17 protein-coding genes, 1 tRNA gene and 1 other RNA gene are annotated in these 16,244 nt (G+C 68.4%); 8 read left to right on the top strand and 11 right to left on the bottom strand.

Features of this window, described 5'->3' with window-relative positions:
- Window positions 1-43: 43 nt before the first annotated feature.
- Window positions 44-1,216 carry a SpoIIE family protein phosphatase gene (locus tag ABIC53_RS06075; protein WP_282502464.1) on the top strand — a complete coding sequence of 391 codons (1,173 nt, stop codon included), beginning with the start codon at window positions 44-46 and terminating at the stop codon, window positions 1,214-1,216.
- Window positions 1,217-1,246: 30 nt separating this feature from the next.
- Here the strand turns inward: ABIC53_RS06075 and opgC are convergent, their stop codons facing one another.
- The 6 genes from opgC to ABIC53_RS06045 form a co-directional block, all read right to left on the bottom strand.
- Window positions 1,247-3,736: an OpgC domain-containing protein gene (gene opgC, locus ABIC53_RS06070; RefSeq protein ID WP_354450764.1), complete on the bottom strand. Its 2,490-nt coding sequence runs from the start codon at window positions 3,734-3,736 to the stop codon at window positions 1,247-1,249.
- Window positions 3,733-4,152 carry an ATP-binding protein gene (locus tag ABIC53_RS06065; RefSeq protein ID WP_323987585.1) on the bottom strand — a complete coding sequence of 140 codons (420 nt, stop codon included), beginning with the start codon at window positions 4,150-4,152 and terminating at the stop codon, window positions 3,733-3,735. Before ABIC53_RS06065 ends, opgC begins: the two co-directional genes overlap by 4 nt.
- The gene (locus ABIC53_RS06060) at window positions 4,145-4,480 is read right to left on the bottom strand and encodes an STAS domain-containing protein (protein WP_064956687.1); all 336 of its coding nucleotides are present in this window, start codon (window positions 4,478-4,480) and stop codon (window positions 4,145-4,147) included. The genes ABIC53_RS06065 and ABIC53_RS06060 overlap by 8 nt, the downstream gene beginning before the upstream one ends.
- Before the next feature lie 3 nt (window positions 4,481-4,483).
- Window positions 4,484-6,490, bottom strand: coding sequence for a glycosyltransferase family 2 protein (locus ABIC53_RS06055; protein ID WP_274177759.1), 2,007 nt, complete (start codon window positions 6,488-6,490; stop codon window positions 4,484-4,486).
- Window positions 6,491-6,581: 91 nt separating this feature from the next.
- Window positions 6,582-7,436, bottom strand: coding sequence for an endo alpha-1,4 polygalactosaminidase (locus tag ABIC53_RS06050; protein ID WP_447659688.1), 855 nt, complete (start codon window positions 7,434-7,436; stop codon window positions 6,582-6,584).
- Window position 7,437: 1 nt separating this feature from the next.
- The gene (locus ABIC53_RS06045) at window positions 7,438-8,769 is read right to left on the bottom strand and encodes an MFS transporter (RefSeq protein WP_274178029.1); all 1,332 of its coding nucleotides are present in this window, start codon (window positions 8,767-8,769) and stop codon (window positions 7,438-7,440) included.
- A gap of 25 nt (window positions 8,770-8,794) precedes the next feature.
- On the opposite strand from ABIC53_RS06045, the gene prfB reads away from it, so the two are divergent.
- The 4 genes from prfB (at window position 8,795) to smpB (ending at window position 12,440) form a co-directional block, all read left to right on the top strand.
- Window positions 8,795-9,907, top strand: coding sequence for a peptide chain release factor 2 (prfB, locus tag ABIC53_RS06040; RefSeq protein ID WP_023951108.1), 1,113 nt, complete (start codon window positions 8,795-8,797; stop codon window positions 9,905-9,907).
- An 81-nt stretch (window positions 9,908-9,988) separates the two neighbouring features.
- Window positions 9,989-10,969, top strand: a complete 981-nt coding sequence (ftsE, locus tag ABIC53_RS06035; protein WP_023951105.1) for a cell division ATP-binding protein FtsE — start codon at window positions 9,989-9,991, stop codon at window positions 10,967-10,969.
- Window positions 10,966-11,880 (top strand): permease-like cell division protein FtsX, encoded by a 915-nt coding sequence (ftsX, locus tag ABIC53_RS06030; RefSeq protein WP_274177761.1) that lies wholly within the window; start codon window positions 10,966-10,968, stop codon window positions 11,878-11,880. Before ftsE ends, ftsX begins: the two co-directional genes overlap by 4 nt.
- A gap of 83 nt (window positions 11,881-11,963) precedes the next feature.
- The gene (smpB, locus tag ABIC53_RS06025) at window positions 11,964-12,440 is read left to right on the top strand and encodes an SsrA-binding protein SmpB (RefSeq protein ID WP_274177762.1); all 477 of its coding nucleotides are present in this window, start codon (window positions 11,964-11,966) and stop codon (window positions 12,438-12,440) included.
- 26 nt (window positions 12,441-12,466) lie between these two features.
- On the opposite strand, the gene ABIC53_RS06020 is transcribed toward smpB, so the two are convergent.
- Window positions 12,467-13,129 carry an SIMPL domain-containing protein gene (locus ABIC53_RS06020; RefSeq protein ID WP_274177763.1) on the bottom strand — a complete coding sequence of 221 codons (663 nt, stop codon included), beginning with the start codon at window positions 13,127-13,129 and terminating at the stop codon, window positions 12,467-12,469.
- Window positions 13,130-13,261: 132 nt separating this feature from the next.
- Between ABIC53_RS06020 and ssrA the strand changes: the two genes are divergently transcribed.
- Together ssrA and ABIC53_RS06010 are read left to right on the top strand one after the other, a co-directional pair.
- Window positions 13,262-13,631, top strand: a transfer-messenger RNA (tmRNA) gene (gene ssrA, locus ABIC53_RS06015).
- 100 nt (window positions 13,632-13,731) lie between these two features.
- Window positions 13,732-13,983 carry a hypothetical protein gene (locus ABIC53_RS06010; protein WP_274177764.1) on the top strand — a complete coding sequence of 84 codons (252 nt, stop codon included), beginning with the start codon at window positions 13,732-13,734 and terminating at the stop codon, window positions 13,981-13,983.
- Window positions 13,984-14,052: 69 nt separating this feature from the next.
- On the opposite strand, the gene ABIC53_RS06005 is transcribed toward ABIC53_RS06010, so the two are convergent.
- The 4 genes from ABIC53_RS06005 to ABIC53_RS05990 form a co-directional block, all read right to left on the bottom strand.
- Window positions 14,053-14,211 carry a hypothetical protein gene (locus tag ABIC53_RS06005; protein WP_269266462.1) on the bottom strand — a complete coding sequence of 53 codons (159 nt, stop codon included), beginning with the start codon at window positions 14,209-14,211 and terminating at the stop codon, window positions 14,053-14,055.
- A gap of 74 nt (window positions 14,212-14,285) precedes the next feature.
- Entirely contained in the window at window positions 14,286-14,678 is a 393-nt protein-coding gene (locus ABIC53_RS06000) for a nuclear transport factor 2 family protein (protein ID WP_274177765.1), read from the bottom strand.
- Window positions 14,678-15,238, bottom strand: coding sequence for a hypothetical protein (locus tag ABIC53_RS05995; RefSeq protein WP_112614380.1), 561 nt, complete (start codon window positions 15,236-15,238; stop codon window positions 14,678-14,680). The genes ABIC53_RS06000 and ABIC53_RS05995 overlap by 1 nt, the downstream gene beginning before the upstream one ends.
- A complete protein-coding gene (locus tag ABIC53_RS05990; protein WP_112614382.1) occupies window positions 15,235-16,071 on the bottom strand; it encodes an inositol monophosphatase family protein in 837 nt (278 codons plus the stop codon). Before ABIC53_RS05990 ends, ABIC53_RS05995 begins: the two co-directional genes overlap by 4 nt.
- Before the next feature lie 94 nt (window positions 16,072-16,165).
- On the opposite strand from ABIC53_RS05990, the gene ABIC53_RS05985 reads away from it, so the two are divergent.
- A tRNA-Lys gene (locus ABIC53_RS05985) sits at window positions 16,166-16,241 on the top strand.
- The last annotated feature ends 3 nt before the right edge of the window (window positions 16,242-16,244 follow it).

Here is a 16,244-nt window from a genome sequence, read left to right as displayed (position 1 = left end):
ACTAGGGTCGGAGGACCGGCAATGCGTGGATGGGAGCCCACTCATGACCCAGCAACTCGATGTCAACGACGACGCGGTGACGCGACTCGGTCTGATGGACACCGCCCCGGAGGAGCGCTTCGACCGCATCACGCGGCTCGCACGCGAGATGTTCGACGTCGATTACGCCGTCGTCAACGTCGTGAACTCCGAGACGGTGTTCACGAAGTCGCAGCCGGCGGAGTCGGACTTCCGGCACACCCCGATCGAGGACTCGTTCTGCGGCGAGGCCGTCAAGCAGCCCGCCGTCCTCGAGGTTCCCGACGGCCGCGCCGACCCGCGGTTCGCCGACCGCGCGATCGTCGCCGAGCACGGCATCCGCTTCTACGCGGGCTTTCCGATCCACACCGATGCGGGAGAGACCGTCGGCACACTCTGCCTGCTCGACACCTCGCCTCGTGATCTCAGCGACGCCGACCGCGACGCGTTCGAGCGCTTCGGCTTATGGGCGCAGGCCGAGATGCGCATGGACGATCCCGGTGTCTCCGGTGCCGGGCCCGTGCCCGCCGCGTCGGTCGCCCCGGCCGTGCGTGATGACCGTCTGGCGGCGGGGGAGGTTCGCCTGGCCGCCCTGGCGATCCCGTATGGGCAGGTCAGCGGTGACCGGAGCAGCTGGCAACAGGTCGGAGACCGCATCATCGTCACTCTCGCCGACGTCATGGGCAAGGGTGAAGAGGCCGGCGGGTTCGCCGAGGAGCTGATCGGCGCACTCCAGCAGCGCGCCCACCTCGACCCCGTCGAGGCGATGCTCTCGGTCGAGGACTATGCCCGGCACGACAAGCGCTATCGCGAGACCTTCGCCACCCTGTTCCACGCGGTTATCGAGACCCGGAGCGGCCGGGTGGCCTACGTCGATGCGGGGCACGGGCTCACATTGCTTCTCCGCGCCGACGGCACGAGCGAGCGCCTGAGCTCCCGCAACCTCCCGCTCGGCCTGCGCCCCTCCGACGCCGAGTGGGAGGCGGGCGAGACCGTGGTCGGTCACGGCGACCTGATCGTCTCCGTCTCGGACGGGGCCCTCGACGCCTATGACTCCACGCTCGACAGCCTGCGTCTCATCGGCGAAGACCTCCGCCGCGCCAGCGAACCGGATGCCTTCTTCGACGAGCTGTCCATCCGCGTCTCCGAGCACGTCGTCGACGATGACGTGACGGCGGTGGTCATCTCGGTGCGCTGACGCACGGCGCGGGCGCGCTCTGACCGCGCGTCAGCGGGGGATCACCGAGAAGAGGAACCGCCGCCGCACCATCAGGTAGATGAGCGCGATGACCGCGGTATGGATCAGCGTGCCCTGCCAGAAGCTCTGCCGGTCGAGGCCGGGGATGTTCGCGACGGCGAGCACGAAGAACACGTGCACGATGAAGACGTAGAGGCTCGCCTGGCCCAGCGGGATCCACAGCCACCCCATGACCGCGTTGATCGGTTTCCAGGCCACCGTGAGCACGGCGTAGCTGCACGTGATCACGAGCACGAGGTCGAGCAGGCGCCCCCAATGCAGGTTGATCCGCGGGTAGCCGGAGTCGTACAGCATCGCGTAGAGGTCGGCCGGGAACGGGGCCGGGTCGAACCCGAAGGCGTCGCCCGCCCACAGATAGACGAGGAACCCGGCGTACCCGACGACGAAGAGCCCGACGAGGACTTTCCCCGGCCTCGACGTGAGCACCCGGATGATCTGGCGCCGGTAGTACCCGATGACGAGTCCGTGCGTGAAGAGCACCTGCCAGGCCAGCAGCGGGAAGACCGCATTGAACTGCGACGGCAGGGGCGACAGCTCCGGCATCGTGATGTGGAGGGCGTACAGGCCCCAGCTGCCCGCCAGCACGAGCCACCACAGGCGCCGGCGGATGAGCCACATGAGCGCGGGGTAGGCCAGGCTCAGCACGACGAACAGCCCCATGATGTTGAAGGGCCACGGCCCCATCTCGAGCAGGAGGAACTGTCTCACCGCGTACCAGGGCGGCGGGTAGTCGAGCAGCCGGTCGGCGTTCGGATAGAGGTCGTAGACGCGGCCGGAGGTTGCCTGACCGTCCTCGCCGGTGCCGCGGTCGGTGAACGTCATGATCGCCGACGCGTCGATGAACGGCACGAAGCTGACGATGAAGATCAGCAGGATGACGGCGAGAGCGACCAGGTACTGCTTCCGCGCTCGCGCCCACGCAGCGAGAGCTGCGCCCCATTCCCCGCCGCGTTTCACTGCGGCGGGGAAGACCATGCCGAGGACGACGCCGCTCAGCAGGACGAAGAGCTCGGCGCCCGTGATGGCGCCGATGATGTTCAGAGACGCGAACGAGTAGGGGCTCAGCACCTCGATGTGCGTCACGACGACCACGATGATGACGAAGCCCCGCATCATGTCGATGCGCAGGTCGCGAGTCGCGGAATCGTCGGGGTAGCGCCACGACGGCAGCGTCCGTCCCACGATCCCCGAGACGAGGAACGCGATGGCGAGCACGGCGGCGGCGCCGGTGATCCAGTTCATCTCGTCGTTGCCCTCGCGCACCTGCACGGTGCTGGCCGAGGCCTGCTCGGGGGTGATCACGTCGGTGATCGGACTCCACTGCACATGCCCGGATGCCGCGAGGTCGGCGCGGAACGCGCTCGCCAGCTCACCCGAGGCGGTCAGACGCCAGTCGACTTCCTGGGCGCCGGCCTCGGCTTCCTCGCGCACGGCCTCGAGCCAGGTGACCGCGGTGATCCGCGGGTGGTCGGGCAGCTCGGCGAGCACCTGGCGCCACCAGCCCTGCTTGACGGCGATCTCGGTGTCTCCGTCGAGTGAGAAGTCGTAGAGCGCGCCGGTGTCGAGCAGAAGGTCCCGGCTCTCGCCCGCCGCGAACCTGTCGTAGAAGGTCTCCGCCTGCGGCACGGTGTAGCCCCACTGCTCGTCGAGGCGCGCGGCCACCTCACCCTCGTCAGGAGCGCTGTTCGACACGAGCGGCACGTCGCGACCCGCGGCAGCTCCCGACTCGCCCTTGCCGAAGTAGAACATCGTCAGGCCTACCCGGTCGACGGCATCCGCGTCGGGGAAGTAGGGGCCGTACGGGTCGTCGGCCTCGGTCAGCAGTCCGTCCGCGTCGGTGTCGAGAGCTCGAAGGTCCGCGGGGGAGAGGTCGTCGAGGCGCCCGTCGGCGCGCTCGAAGGGGTACCCCGCGCCGTATGACGGGGCCCAGACCATCTCGGCTCCCGATCCGCCGTCGTGGACGACGTTGGACACGGCCTCGAACGCGCGCACGAACTCGCGCGGCTGCTGCCCCCACGAGGTCCACGAACCGTTCATCTCGGGGGCGAAACGCACGAGATGGTGCGTGTCGTAGTCGCCCTGCATCTTCTCGAGCATCGCGTTGAACGCCGCGGCATCGTCGCGCGTCAGGTCCGCGAGAGGAACCCGCGGTTCCATGCTCAGGACGAGGACGGCGCCCTGGGCGGAGGCCGCCGTGGCTGCGCGAGACCAGTCCTGGCGGGCTCTGTCATCGAGTGGGTACGACAAGCGGATGGCGTAGGTCGCGGGCGTCTCGCCGAGCCGGTCGGCGTATCCGTCGGGGCCGTCCGAGCCCCAGTCGAGCTCCGGGCCGAACCAGAGTCCGTCCTGCGCGACGGGGGCAGGCTCGCCGGTATCAGCGATCGCCGCGGGCGCCGTCAGAAGAGCGGTGGCCGTCGCTAAAGCCAGGGCCGCCAGCGCCCGCCGCAGGTGCCGCGTCACTCGCGGCGGCACTCGAGAGTCCAGACGTTGCGCCCGTTCTCGTAGCGGTGCTCGACGGAGTCGACGCTCGCGAGGGCGAGGGCGAGGCCGCGGCCGTCCTCGGAGTCGGCGTCGGCCATGGTCACAGCACTGAGGTCGAGTTCGGCGGGCTGAGCGTCGTCCTCGAAGGTCGCCGTCAATGCCTCGGGTGTGGCCTGCAGGTCGAGGGTGAAGTGCCGTCCTTCGGCGCCGTGCGCGGCTACGGAGTGCTCGACGATGTTGCCCGCGATCTCGACGACGGCGATCTCGAATGCGAAGCGCGTACGGGGCTCGACGTCGCCGGCTTCCTCCCACCACGATGCGAGCAGATCATGGACGGCCTCGACGCTCTCGAGCGAGACATCGGCGACGAGCGACCGGTGGACGACCTCAGCCATCGAGGGCGTCCTGCACGGTGGCGCGCGGCCGGAGCACGCGGTCGAGGTTCGTCAGACCGAGCACCATCGTCACCTGTTCGCTCGGCGCGGCGAGCCGCAGGTCGCCGCCGCCTTGACGTGCGGTCTTGAGGCACGCGACGAGGGCGCCGAGGCCCGACGAGTCGATGAAGGCGACATCCGACAGATCCACGATCACGGGCGATTCGCCCGCTGCGGCGATCTCTTCGGTCACCCGCTCGCGGAAAGGACGGGCCGAGACCATGGTGAGCCGCCCGTGGGGGCGGACGACCCGACCGTTCTCGCGTACGTCGATATCGAGGTCCAGCATGGGTCAGGTCTCCTTCAGTTCCAGGTGTGCCGGTGGTCGGTACAGCACGGCGCGGATGATGATGCTGAAGACCATGAGGTCGTACAGCACCCAGACGATGTTGATGAGGGGCGCGATGCCCTGCGCCTGCCCGACGGCGTACCGGATGGCGACGGCGACGAGCGACAGGACGAGCGCAGCCATCGCGATCAGCTGCGGTTTCACGAGGTCCCATCGCGGGCTGTCCTCGGCGGCGCGCGTCTTCGGGGTGACGGCGAACCCCAAGGCTCGACCGCGGTAGACGTTCGCGAACGCCGTCGTCACGGAGCGGATCCAGACGGGGAAGAGCGCGAGCGAATACTGCGCACCGCGCCAGGTCGGGCGCCCGTTGGCGACGACGAGGAAGAGCAGCTGATTCAGGAGGAAGAAGGGGATGAAGCGCGCGAAGAAGTCGACGCTCCACGCCTGCACGGGCATGACGCCGAACGTCAGATACAGCACCGGCGCGGCGATGTAGACGATGCCGGCGAAGCCGGCCAAGTAGCTCCACATCGTGCCGAAGTACATGATCCGCTGGCCCCAGCTGAGGCTGCGCTGCACGAGGGGGTTCTCGCGGAACATCACCTGCATGGTGCCCTGAGCCCATCGCAGCCGCTGCGTCAGCATCGTCGGCAGATCCTCGGGGGCGAGACCCTCGGCGAGCACCTCGTCGTGGTACACCGACTTCCAGCCCAGGCCGTGCAGCCGCATCGAGGTCGCCATGTCCTCCGTGACCGAGATGGTCGCGAGGGGCATGATCGCCTGGGCCTCTTCGTCGCGCCCGACATCGAACGCCGAGACGAGCATGCTGATCGACTCGAGCGCAGCCAGCGGAGAGAGGCTCCGATCGCCCAGAGCGTCGAGAGTGACCTCATCGATGACGGCGAGGGCCTCGGTGTCGGCGGTGAGCTCGGCGAGAGCGCGCAACTCCTCGCGGACGTCGGAGACGTCCTGATCGCTCAGCTCGCGACGCACCCGGTCGATGCGGCTCTGGAACGCGTAGGTCACATCCGCGAGGGCATCGCCGCGCGCGATCTCGACCTTCACCTGATCGAGGGCGTCCGCGACGGTGTCGAGGGCGGCCGCGATGCGCGGGTCCGATCCGTGATCCCGGCGGGCGCGTGCGAGAACGCGACGGGAGGATCGCACGCCGCGGTTGACGGCGAGCGTGACTTCGTCGACGTAGCGTGAGACCCCGAGCTGCATCAGTGCCTCGCGGCGGAGGATCGCGTTCGATCCGCAGAAGAACGCCGCGTTCCACCCGTCCTTCGACTGCTGGATCGGGCCGTAGAACAACGGCGCCTGGCTGCCGAGCGGGTCACTGGGTGGAACGTTGACGAACCACTGCGGCGTCTGGACGAGGGCGACTTTGTCGTCCATGAACCAGCCGAGCGTGCGATCGAGGATCTTCGGCGAGGGCACCTGGTCGGCGTCGAGGATGAGCAGGAACTCGCCCTCCGTGACCATGAGGGCGTTGTTGATGTTCCCGGCCTTCGCGTGGCGCGGCCGGTCACGCCATGCCTGCGACCGGGTGACGACGCCGATGCCCTCCGCCTCGGCGAGACGGCGAAGCTCGGGCCGGTCGCCGTCGTCGAGGATCCAGGTCTCGTGCGGGTAGCTGATCGCCTGCGCGGCGCGCGCCGTGCGCATGACGAGGTCGAGCGGCTCGTTGTACGTGGTGACGAGGACGTCGACCGTGACCTCGCGTGTCAGCGGCGGCGCATCGTGGCGTTCGCGCAGCCGCCAGGCGCCGACGGCGAAGATGAGCGAATCGATCAGGCTGTACGTCTCGGCGAGCACGAGGGGCACGGCGATCCACCACGCCTCCCAGTTCACCGAGGCGAGCCAGCGCCAGACGATGTAGTTCACACCGGAGATCGCTGCGAGCAGAACCACCAGGCGGATCAGTGCGAGACGTCTCGACGACTTCTTCGACTGGCGCGCCGCATCCCGCCGCGTCCCCTCGCGGCCCAACGTCGTCTCGAAGACCATCGATCTCCCTCGGTCGAGAGCAACGCTGTCAGCCCCCGGTCGCAACCTGAAACGGGTTGCGCCAGGAACGACGTTCAGACCAAGATTCGCCTCAGCAATGCGTCGCTACATGCTCAGGGTAGCCTTCCACCGTCAGGCCCCGATCGCGCAGCACGACGGAAAGCGGGGTCTCCGGATCGGCGCACATCTCGTCCCAGGTGCGCGGAAGATTGTCGGTGTACTCGATGTCGACGACGGCCTCGCCATAGACCTCGGTGTAGCGGGAGCACTCGAGATACGCGGCGCATTCCTCGACGACGGCGAAGTCGAAGCCTGCCTCGTCGCGGAGCTGGTGAGCGAAGTCCGCGGCGTTCTTCTGGCCTGCGGCGAGACCCGCATCGTGAGCGATGTCGACGTAGGCGGCGGCGAGAGCGAGATTGCCGTCGATGTCGAGCATGCCCTCGGAGCGCGTGAACGAATCGAGGTTGTCGAACTCGACCGCGTCGAACCCGGACTCGGCACAGCCGCGGATCCAGGGGGCGACCAGGGCGAGGATGCGCTCGCGTTTGTCGGCCGTCGATGAATCGATCAGCACCTCGTCGGGCCAGTCCGGATCGATGAGGGGCTCGCCGTCGACCGTCACGAGCAGATCGTCATCCCACAGGTCGCGTTCTGCCGGCTGCGTCTGGAACCCGTTCACGTAGCAGATCGAGTAACGGTCCGGCGCGGGCTCTGCTGTGCGGTCGCGGCCGACGATCTCCACGGCCTCGCCGGGCGGGTACGCTCCGCCCAGCTGGTAGTCCGGCTTTCCGCCGGCCGGCGGCAGCGTGACGTCCACGGCGTGAGCTGACTCGGCGACATCCCTCTTCGCATCCCCGTGCCCGGGGATGCCGACAGTGCAGCCGGAGAGAAGGGCGGCGATCAGGATGGCCGAGCCGGCCTCCGCGAATCTGCGCACGACGAGCATGCTACGCGGGGTCGTCACGGTCGTCGGGGCCGCCGTCCGGGCCCTCGGGATCACGGCTGATCCGGGTGCGCGGGACGAAGCGGGGGACCCACCGGATGAACCCCAACGCGCCGACGAGACCGAATACGCCCATGACACCGGCTGCCACCGGCAGCGAGGCGACAGCCGTGATCCCGGAGACCAGCAGCGGGGCGGCGGCACCGCCCGCGTCGGTGAGCGTGCGCCAGGAGCCGAGGAACGGGGCCGGGTTCGCCGTCGGCGCGACATCCGCTCCGAGCGTGAGGAGGATGCCGCTCGAAAGTCCGTTGCCGACACCGAGCACGGCGGCGAAGAGCGCGAACCAGAGCTCGGGCTGCGCGCTGGCCGACGTGATTGCCAGCGCGATGAGGCCCGCGCTCATGAGCAGCATGGCGGGGAGGGCCGCCCACAGGCGGCCGAAGCGGTCCATGACCTGACCGCTGGCGTAGAAGAGCGCGAAGTCGATGGCTCCCGAGACGCCCACGACGAGTGCGATCGTCGAGCCGTCCAGTCCGATCGCGACGCCCCACAGCGGCAGCAGCACCTGGCGCGTGGATCGCAACGCCGACAGCGACGCGGCGGCGACGCCGAGCCGCGCGAGCACGTCGCGATTGCGCCAAGCGGTGCGGACGACACCGGTGCCGGGGACGCGGCGCGTCCGGACGGGCGCCGTCGTGATCGCTTCGCCCTCGACGGTCCGTGCGATGGCGGGCGGCGGTCCCAGCCGCTTCTCGGGTTCGGGCCCGAAGGCGACCAGCGCGATCATCGCGACGAGGCAGACACCGAAGAACCAGATCGTGGCGTGCTCGTCGCCGAACGCCCACAGCAGCGCAGCGGCGATGAAGGGTCCGACGAACATGCCGAGGCGGAAGCTGCCGCCGAGCAGCGACAGGGCCCGAGCGCGGAATGTGAGCGGCACGCGGGTGGTCATGAACGCGTGACGGGCGACTCCGAAGGCGGCCGCGCAGATGCCGATGAGGAAGACGGATGCCGCGAACACCCCCAGCACCGGGGCGAAGGCCATAGCCCCGACACCGACGAGGGCGAGCAGCCCGGCGATGATCATGGTGGCCCGCTCGCCGATGCGGGCGACGGCCCACCCAGCGGGCAGATTGCCGCACAGCTGTCCCACCACGAGTGCGGCGGCGACGAGCGCCGAGGTGGCGACGTCGGCGCCCAGCTCGGCGGCGATGACCGGGATGAGGGGTATGACGGCGCCCTCGCCGAGACCGAACAGGGTCGTCGGGCCGTAGATCATCGGGGCGAGGCGCCAGAGAACGCGGCGGATCGGTTCGTTCTCGTCGCTGGCTCCCATTGCTTCCACGATACTCTGGAGTGCCATGCTCGAATTCGATATCTCCGCCGACATCCAGGCCCTGCGCTCCACGTTCGCCGACATCCAGGCGGTGGTCGACGTCGAGGCTCTCCGGGCCGAGATCGCCCGCCTCTCCGAGGAGGCCGGCGCGCCCGATCTCTGGGATGACGTCGAGAAGGCTCAGAAGGTCACCAGCGCCCTCAGCCACCGCCAGGCCGAGCTCAAGCGCGTCACCGAGGTCGAGCGCCGACTCGACGACCTCGATGTCCTCGTCGAGCTCGCGATCGAGATGGACGATGAGGAATCGGCTGAGGAGGCGCGCAAGGAGCTCAAGCAGCTCGAAGAGGTCATCGGCCAGCTCGAGGTGCAGACCCTGCTCGACGGCGAGTACGACGACCGTGCGGCGGTCGTGACGATCCGTTCGGGCGCGGGAGGCGACGACGCCACTGATTTCGCCGACATGCTGCTGCGCATGTACCTGCGCTGGGCCGAGCGCCACAAGTACCCCGTGAAGGTCATGGACACCTCGTACGCCGAGGGTGCGGGGATCAAGTCGGCCACGTTCGAGGTCGACGCGCCCTACGCGTACGGCACGCTGTCTGTCGAAGCCGGTACGCACCGTCTCGCGCGCATCAGCCCGTTCGGGTCGGCGGACAAGCGCCAGACGAGCTTCGCCGCCGTCGAGGTCATCCCGGTGATGGAGGAGGCCGTCGAGGTCGACGTCCCCGAGAACGACATCCGCGTCGACGTCTTCCGCTCGTCCGGCCCCGGTGGGCAGTCGGTCAACACCACCGACTCGGCCGTGCGCATCACCCACATCCCCACCGGCATCGTCGTGTCGATGCAGAACGAGAAGTCGCAGATCCAGAACCGCGCAGCGGCCATGCGTGTTCTGCAGACCCGACTCATGCTGCTGCAGCGCGAAGAAGAGGCGGCGAAGAAGAAGGAGCTCGCGGGCACCATCACCGCGAGCTGGGGCGACCAGATGCGCTCCTACTTCCTCTACGGCCAGCAGCTCGTGAAGGACCTGCGCACCGGCCACGAGGTCGGCAACCCGTCGACCGTCTTCGATGGCGACCTCGACGGGTTCATCGCCGCGGGCATCCGGTGGCGCAAGCGCAAGGACGACGACGCCTGATCGAGTGCTGAGGCGCGGATGCCGCGGCGCGCGGGTGTCGCGGCGTGGTTGTGCGGGGGAGCCGCTTAGGCTCATCGAGTCATGATCCGGTTCGAACACGTCAGCAAGCGGTATCGCGGCACCTCGAAGCCCGCGCTCAGCGACGTCGACTTCGAGATCCAGCGCGGCGAGTTCGTCTTCCTCGTCGGCGCTTCCGGATCCGGCAAGTCGTCGTGTCTGCGGATGATCCTGCGCGAGGATGTCGCCTCCGAGGGGCGCGTGGTCGTGCTCGGCCGCGACCTGCGCGGCCTGTCGACGCGCAAGGTGCCCTACTTCCGTCGCCACATCGGCGCGGTCTTCCAAGACTTCCGGCTGCTGCCCAACAAGACCGTCTTCCAGAACGTGGCCTTCACCCTCCAGGTGATCGGCTCGTCTCGCGCTTTCATCTCGCAGGCCGTTCCGGAGGCGCTCGCGCTCGTCGGCCTCGCGGGCAAGGAGAAGCGGCTGCCGCACGAGCTCTCGGGCGGAGAGCAGCAGCGCGTCGCCATCGCGCGCGCGATCGTCAACCGGCCGCAGGTGCTCCTGGCCGACGAGCCCACCGGAAACCTCGACCCCGCGACATCCGTCGACATCATGCAGCTGCTCGCCCGGATCAACGCCAACGGCACGACGGTCGTGATGGCCACGCACGAGGCCGGCTTCGTCGACCAGATGCAGCGCCGCGTGATCGAGCTGAGCGGTGGCGTCATGGTCCGCGATGAGGTCGGCGGCGGGTACGGCGACACCTCGGCACTCCCGAGCCTGGCCCCCGAGCCGGTGCGCGGCGCTGCCGCGGTCGCTGCTCTCACGGCGGTTCTGGAGCTGCAGCGTGAGATCGCCGAGACCCCGCCGACCGCGCACGTCCCGGTGCCCGACGAGCCCGAGGCGCCGGCGGAGCCGCCGCCGCCGGTCGGGGAGACGCGGGCCATCCCGATCGTCGCCCCCGACATCGATCTTGCCGGCCTCGGACTGCCCGACGTCGCGAAGAAGCTCGGACTCGGCGATCGCGACGATCGCAGCGACGAAGTGGGGCCCACGTCATGAGAGTCGGCCTGATCCTCGGCGAGGCTCTGACGGGCCTGCGCCGCAACGCGTCGATGGTGATCTCCGTCGTCCTCGTGACCTTCGTCTCGCTCACTTTCGTGGGTGCGGCGATGCTCATGCAGATGCAGATCAGCAAGACGAAGGACTACTGGTCCGAGCGTGCGCAGGTCGCCGTCTACATGTGCCGTGAGGAAGCGACGGTGCAGAACTGCGCCGACGGTCCCGCGACCGAGGAGCAGATCGCGGCGGTCGCCGAGAGGCTGGCCTCGCCCGCGTTGCAGAGCGTCGTGCGCGATGTGCGGTTCGAGACGAGTCAGGAGGCGTACGACAACGTCCTCTCGCTCATGGGGGAGGACTACGCCGAGTTCGTCAGCCCCGAGCAGCTGAACAACACCTACTGGGTCAACCTCGCCGACCCGTCGCAGAGCGACGTCATCAGCGAGGCGTTCAAAGACTTCGACGGAGTCGAGGAGGTCGCGAACCAGCTGCAGTATCTCGACCCCTTGTTCTCGGCGCTCACCGTCGCCACATACATCGCGGTCGGCATCGCCGGTCTGATGCTGATCGCTGCGGTGCTCCTCATCGCGACGACCATCCGGCTGTCGGCTTATGCGCGGCGGCGGGAGCTCGGCATCATGCGGCTCGTGGGAGCCTCCAACCGGTTCATCCAGACGCCCTTCATCCTCGAGGGGGTGTTCGCGGCGCTGATCGGATCGGCTCTCGCGAGCGTCGCGATCATCGCGATGGTGCAGGTCGGAGTCGGCGACTACCTGTCGTCGCAGATCGACTTCGTGACGACCTGGGTGAACCTGGGCGACGTCGCGCTGGTGGTTCCGGCTGTCATCGTGATCGGCGTCGTGCTGGCCGCCGTCTCGGCCGGGTTCGCGATCAGACGGTGGCTGCGCGCCTGAGGCCGAACCCCGCCGCGTCGCCCGCGCGTCGCCGTACCCCTAGACTGTAGGGCTGCGCCAGTGCACCAGGAAGGAGGCGCGTCATGCCGAAGGAACAGGGCGAGAAGCTCGTGGCGAGCAATAAGCGCGCCCGACACGACTACGCGATCGAGAAGACGTACGAGGCGGGTCTCGTGCTCACCGGCACCGAGGTGAAGTCGCTGCGGCAGGGCCGCGCGAACCTCACCGACGGCTACGCCTACATCGACAACGGTCAGGCCTACCTCGATGCCGTGCACATTCCGGAGTACTCGCAGGGTCACTGGACGAATCACGCGACCAAGCGCACGCGAAAGCTGCTGCTCCACAAGGAGGAGATCATCAAGCTCTCGTACGCGGTCAGCGCCGGGGGGTACACCCTCGTACCGCTACGGCTGTACTTCTCGGACGGCCGGGCGAAGGTCGAGATCGCGGTCGCGAAGGGTAAGCGCGAGTTCGAGAAGCGACAGACCATCCGCGAGCGCGAGGACAAGCGCGAGGCGGAGCGGGCGATGCGCACCCGCAACCGACTCGGCGAATAGCGGTATCCCGCTTCGCCGTCCGGTCGTCAACGGGCGCGGAAGCGCGCCTCGACCGCGGCGGTCACGACGATCTCAGCGGGCCGGAGCTCCATGCCCCCGGACGACGCGTCGGCTGACATCGTCGCCGCTCGCGCGAACATCGGCGCGGCAGGCGGAGCCTCGGCGCCGCTGAGGAGCCCGACATCGGCGATCTCGACAGGCTCGACCGTGCCGTGACCGAGCGCGGTCGCGTACGCCGAGGCGCGTGCCACAGCGACGCCGACGGCGGAGGTCGCGACCTCGCGTTCGATCGTCGCCCGTGTCGCGGGGGAGAGCTGCCACTCGACGTTCGAGACGCGCATCCCTTCGTCGTCGGAGAGCAGAGAGACCCATTCCGCGAGCGCGACGAAGTCGTCGAATGTGGCCACGAGGTCGATCGTCGCGTGATGCACGGGCGCGAGCTGGTTCCCCTCGGGGTTCCACGGCCGGTCGGACCAGGTCGAGACGGACCCGCTCGACCAGCTCGAGACGACGCCCGCTCGTGTGAGCTCCTCGAGGCGCGTGCGCAGGGGTGCGATCGTCGCGGTCGCCCGGGAGACGACGGCGGTCCGTTCAGGACCATCGGCGGAGGCGGCGGCGGAGACGATCGCGACCTCGGGCGAGACGCGTCGCTCGGCCTCGCCGCGGACGGAGATGAGGATGTCTGCCATGCTCCGACTCTAGGCGCGAAGGGTGGGAATGGCGTGGGGCGCCGATCGGTTGTAGTCTGTAGTGCTCGGGTGCTGCGGCATCCGGTTTGGTAAGTCCACAGTGTGACAGCGGCCCTTCGACCGAAGGCTCATGGGGATGATCGGTTTCGACATCGCCTGTGTGTCGGCGAGAAGCGGGCCGAGGATGCAGGGTTATCTCGTTAACGATCTCTGCAAAACTATAAGTGCCGAATCCAAGCGCACTGACTTCGCCCTCGCTGCGTAAGCGAGCCCGATAGTCCGTCAGACCGTGTGTGATCCCGCCACGGACCCTGGCGTCATCTAGGGATCTTGCTGCGTGACGGCGTCCGGACGTCACGCGGGACTCTTCCCGGACTGGGCCCGTCGACTTATGCGTCTGTACTGAAAGTCGGGGCCGAGCAGAACGCCTCTACAGACTGCGCCCGGAGAAGACGCCGTATCTCAGCGATGGACGGGGGTTCGATTCCCCCCATCTCCACCACTGCCGCTGTCACACTGTGAAGCCCCCGATCCCCCTGGAAACAGGGGATCGGGGGCTTCTGCTATGTCGAGCCGACACCGTCGTGCGCTACGTTCGGGGCATGGCGTACTGGCGGGACAACGTGAGGACGTGGTCGGGATCGCGGCTGTGGCTGTTGATCGTCCAGATCGTGGTGGCCGCCGGCCTGCTCGCCATGAACGTCTGGTCCGTCGCGCGCGGTGACGGCGGCGCATTCACGATGGTGCTCGCGGTGCTGTTCGGCGTGCTGCTCGTGTTCTGGGTCGCGACACTGATCGGCGTCGTCATGGCACGTCGTGACGGCGCTGCCGCACACGACGACGGTCCCGAGTGATGCTGTCGGCGCAAGTGAAAGCCCCCGACCTCGGTTGAGGCGCAGGGGCTTTCGCTGATACGTGCGGTCTCAGGTCTTGTTGCGAATCGAACGCATGAGCCAGGCGATGACCGCGATGATGATCAGCGCGATGCCGATGAAGAGCAGGAACTTCACCGCTTCGACGAAGATTCCCGTGAACAGCAACGCGATGCCGATGATGATGAGGATGATCGCAAGTGCAGGCATACCTCGATTGTGCACGTGGGTGCCCCCTCAATGCAGGCGCTTGACCTCGCGGGCCGCAGACTCTATGCGCGAGGCTACGGACGTGCGTCGGCAGCCGACTGTTCGGTGCCCTGGTGGAAGCGCAGCGCGAGGGCGTCACCCGAGGTGGCCCAGACCGACGAATGCCGGCTGATCCGGGTACCGGCGATGAGCCGGTATGTCACGAGCACCGTGTCCACGTCGAGGCGCTGGACGACCCACTCGTCCGTATGCGGAGTGTCGCGGGTCGCCTCCTCCAGGAGCTCGACGAGAAGGTCGGAGCGCGTCCATAGGCGGCCGGACCGGCCGATCTCGGTGAAGTCCGGGTGGATGAGCTCGCGGAGGCGGCGCGCGTCCTGCCGGACGGCACTGGTGAGCAGGTCGCGTTCGGCGTCGCGGATACGGCCCGCCAGATCGTCGGCGACACCGACGGCGTGAAGCTCTCCCATCAACGTCGCTCGATGACGACGAGGCCCTGCTTCACATCGGCGACCTGGGCATAGCCTTCGCCGAAGAAGTATGTGACGCCGTATCCGTCGCCGTCGATGTTCAGCGCGAACGCCGGATCTTCGGTGATGTAGACCCCGCCGTCGCCCTCTTCGCGGATCCAGCCTTCCGAAACGAGGGCGCGCTCGGCGTCTGAGGTCTCGGCGGCTGTCAGCGGTGCCCAGCCGAACTGGAGGATGTTCCCTCCGGGTTCGGCCGCGTTCGTCCAGGTGCAGGAGACGCCCGCGTCGATCTGCATCTCGCCGATCATGAACGGGCCCTGCTGGTACTCCCAGCCCTGCGACTGCAGCTCTTCGAGGCTGGCCTCTCGGATGATGTTCTCGCAGGTCGGGTCCGGGAGCGCCGGCTCCGAGGCGGTGGCCTCCGGCGTCGCGACGGGAGAGGAGGGGACGGCTTCCGGCGGCGCGGTCTCCGTCGGTTCGGGTGCGGAGCAGCCGGTCAGGAACGTCAGAGCCAGGGCCGAGCCGGTCGCGAGGACGAGGGATGCATGCCGCCGGGTCATGCGCGACCGCCCTCGTGAGCGAGCATCTCGAGGAAGGTGTCGTGCAGGATGCCGTTGGTCGCGAGCGATGAGCGCGTCGACAGGGTCTCAGCGCCGTCGATGTCGGTGAAGCGTCCCCCTGCCTCGGTGACGATGGGCACGTGGGCGGCCAGGTCGTACTCCTTGACACCGAACTCGGCGACGAACTCGAGCCGTCCTTCGGCGAGGAGCATGTAGGGCCACGCGTCGCCGTAGCCACGATCGCGCCAGACTCGGCGCGAGAGTGCGAGGAGCTGTTCGCCCCGGCCGACTTCATCCCACTGGTGGATGCTCTGGAAGCTGATGCTCGCCTGCGCGAGGTCGTCGATCGACGAGACCGAGAGTGACCGCGGCGTCGTCTCGCCCGGGACGTTCGTCCACGCCCCGTGCCCTGTCGCGGCCCACCAGCGACGACCGATGGCCGGCTGACTGACGACGCCGACGCGAGGCGTGCCGTCCACGGACAGCGCGATCAGGGTCGCCCACATCGGGATGCCCTTGAGGTAGTTCGCGGTGCCGTCGATCGGGTCGATGATCCACTGGCGTCGTGCGTCGCCGGTGGCGCCGTACTCCTCGCCCAGCACGCCGTCGTCCGGGCGCTCGGCGGCCAGCATGTCGCGGATGGCGCGTTCTGTGGCGAGGTCTGCCTCGGTGACGTGCGACGCGTCCGCTTTCAGGCGCACGTCGAGGTCGGCCGCGTCGAAGCGGGCCATGCTCACCGCGTCGGCGGCGTCTGCCAACCGGAGTGCGAATGCCAGGTCGTCGGCCAGGGCGTCTGCAGAAGGCGCTGTCAGATCCGGTGTGGTGGGGGTCACGGCTCCAGGATACGACGCGCCGGGGGCCTCGATTGGCGCGACGACGCGAAGTGGGGTAACGTTTCTCCTCGGTTCGCTTCACTGCGAACAGCCTGCACCTCTAGCTCAATCGGCAGAGCAACTGACTCTTAATCAGTGGGTTCTGGGTTCGAGTCCCAGGGGGTGCACCAGCA

It is taken from the genome of Microbacterium sp. 1262 (assembly GCF_040544895.1).
Classification (GTDB): Bacteria; Actinomycetota; Actinomycetes; order Actinomycetales; family Microbacteriaceae; genus Microbacterium; species Microbacterium plantarum.
This window is presented reverse-complemented; position numbering and strand designations above follow the sequence as displayed.

What these genes read in the sequence shown, in the direction of transcription:
- ABIC53_RS06045 (WP_274178029.1), bottom strand. Translation starts at nt 8,769, where the DNA reads ATGGGAGCCAGCGACGAGAACGAACCGATCCGCCGCGTTCTCTGGCGC.
- ftsE (WP_023951105.1), top strand. Translation starts at nt 9,989, where the DNA reads ATGATCCGGTTCGAACACGTCAGCAAGCGGTATCGCGGCACCTCGAAG.
- ABIC53_RS06020 (WP_274177763.1), bottom strand. Translation starts at nt 13,129, where the DNA reads ATGGCAGACATCCTCATCTCCGTCCGCGGCGAGGCCGAGCGACGCGTC.
- ABIC53_RS06075 (WP_282502464.1), top strand. Translation starts at nt 44, where the DNA reads ATGACCCAGCAACTCGATGTCAACGACGACGCGGTGACGCGACTCGGT.
- smpB (WP_274177762.1), top strand. Translation starts at nt 11,964, where the DNA reads ATGCCGAAGGAACAGGGCGAGAAGCTCGTGGCGAGCAATAAGCGCGCC.
- ABIC53_RS06005 (WP_269266462.1), bottom strand. Translation starts at nt 14,211, where the DNA reads ATGCCTGCACTTGCGATCATCCTCATCATCATCGGCATCGCGTTGCTG.
- ABIC53_RS06055 (WP_274177759.1), bottom strand. Translation starts at nt 6,490, where the DNA reads ATGGTCTTCGAGACGACGTTGGGCCGCGAGGGGACGCGGCGGGATGCG.
- ABIC53_RS06000 (WP_274177765.1), bottom strand. Translation starts at nt 14,678, where the DNA reads ATGGGAGAGCTTCACGCCGTCGGTGTCGCCGACGATCTGGCGGGCCGT.
- prfB (WP_023951108.1), top strand. Translation starts at nt 8,795, where the DNA reads ATGCTCGAATTCGATATCTCCGCCGACATCCAGGCCCTGCGCTCCACG.
- ABIC53_RS06060 (WP_064956687.1), bottom strand. Translation starts at nt 4,480, where the DNA reads ATGCTGGACCTCGATATCGACGTACGCGAGAACGGTCGGGTCGTCCGC.
- ABIC53_RS06065 (WP_323987585.1), bottom strand. Translation starts at nt 4,152, where the DNA reads ATGGCTGAGGTCGTCCACCGGTCGCTCGTCGCCGATGTCTCGCTCGAG.
- ABIC53_RS06050 (WP_447659688.1), bottom strand. Translation starts at nt 7,436, where the DNA reads ATGCTCGTCGTGCGCAGATTCGCGGAGGCCGGCTCGGCCATCCTGATC.
- ABIC53_RS06010 (WP_274177764.1), top strand. Translation starts at nt 13,732, where the DNA reads ATGGCGTACTGGCGGGACAACGTGAGGACGTGGTCGGGATCGCGGCTG.
- ftsX (WP_274177761.1), top strand. Translation starts at nt 10,966, where the DNA reads ATGAGAGTCGGCCTGATCCTCGGCGAGGCTCTGACGGGCCTGCGCCGC.
- ABIC53_RS05995 (WP_112614380.1), bottom strand. Translation starts at nt 15,238, where the DNA reads ATGACCCGGCGGCATGCATCCCTCGTCCTCGCGACCGGCTCGGCCCTG.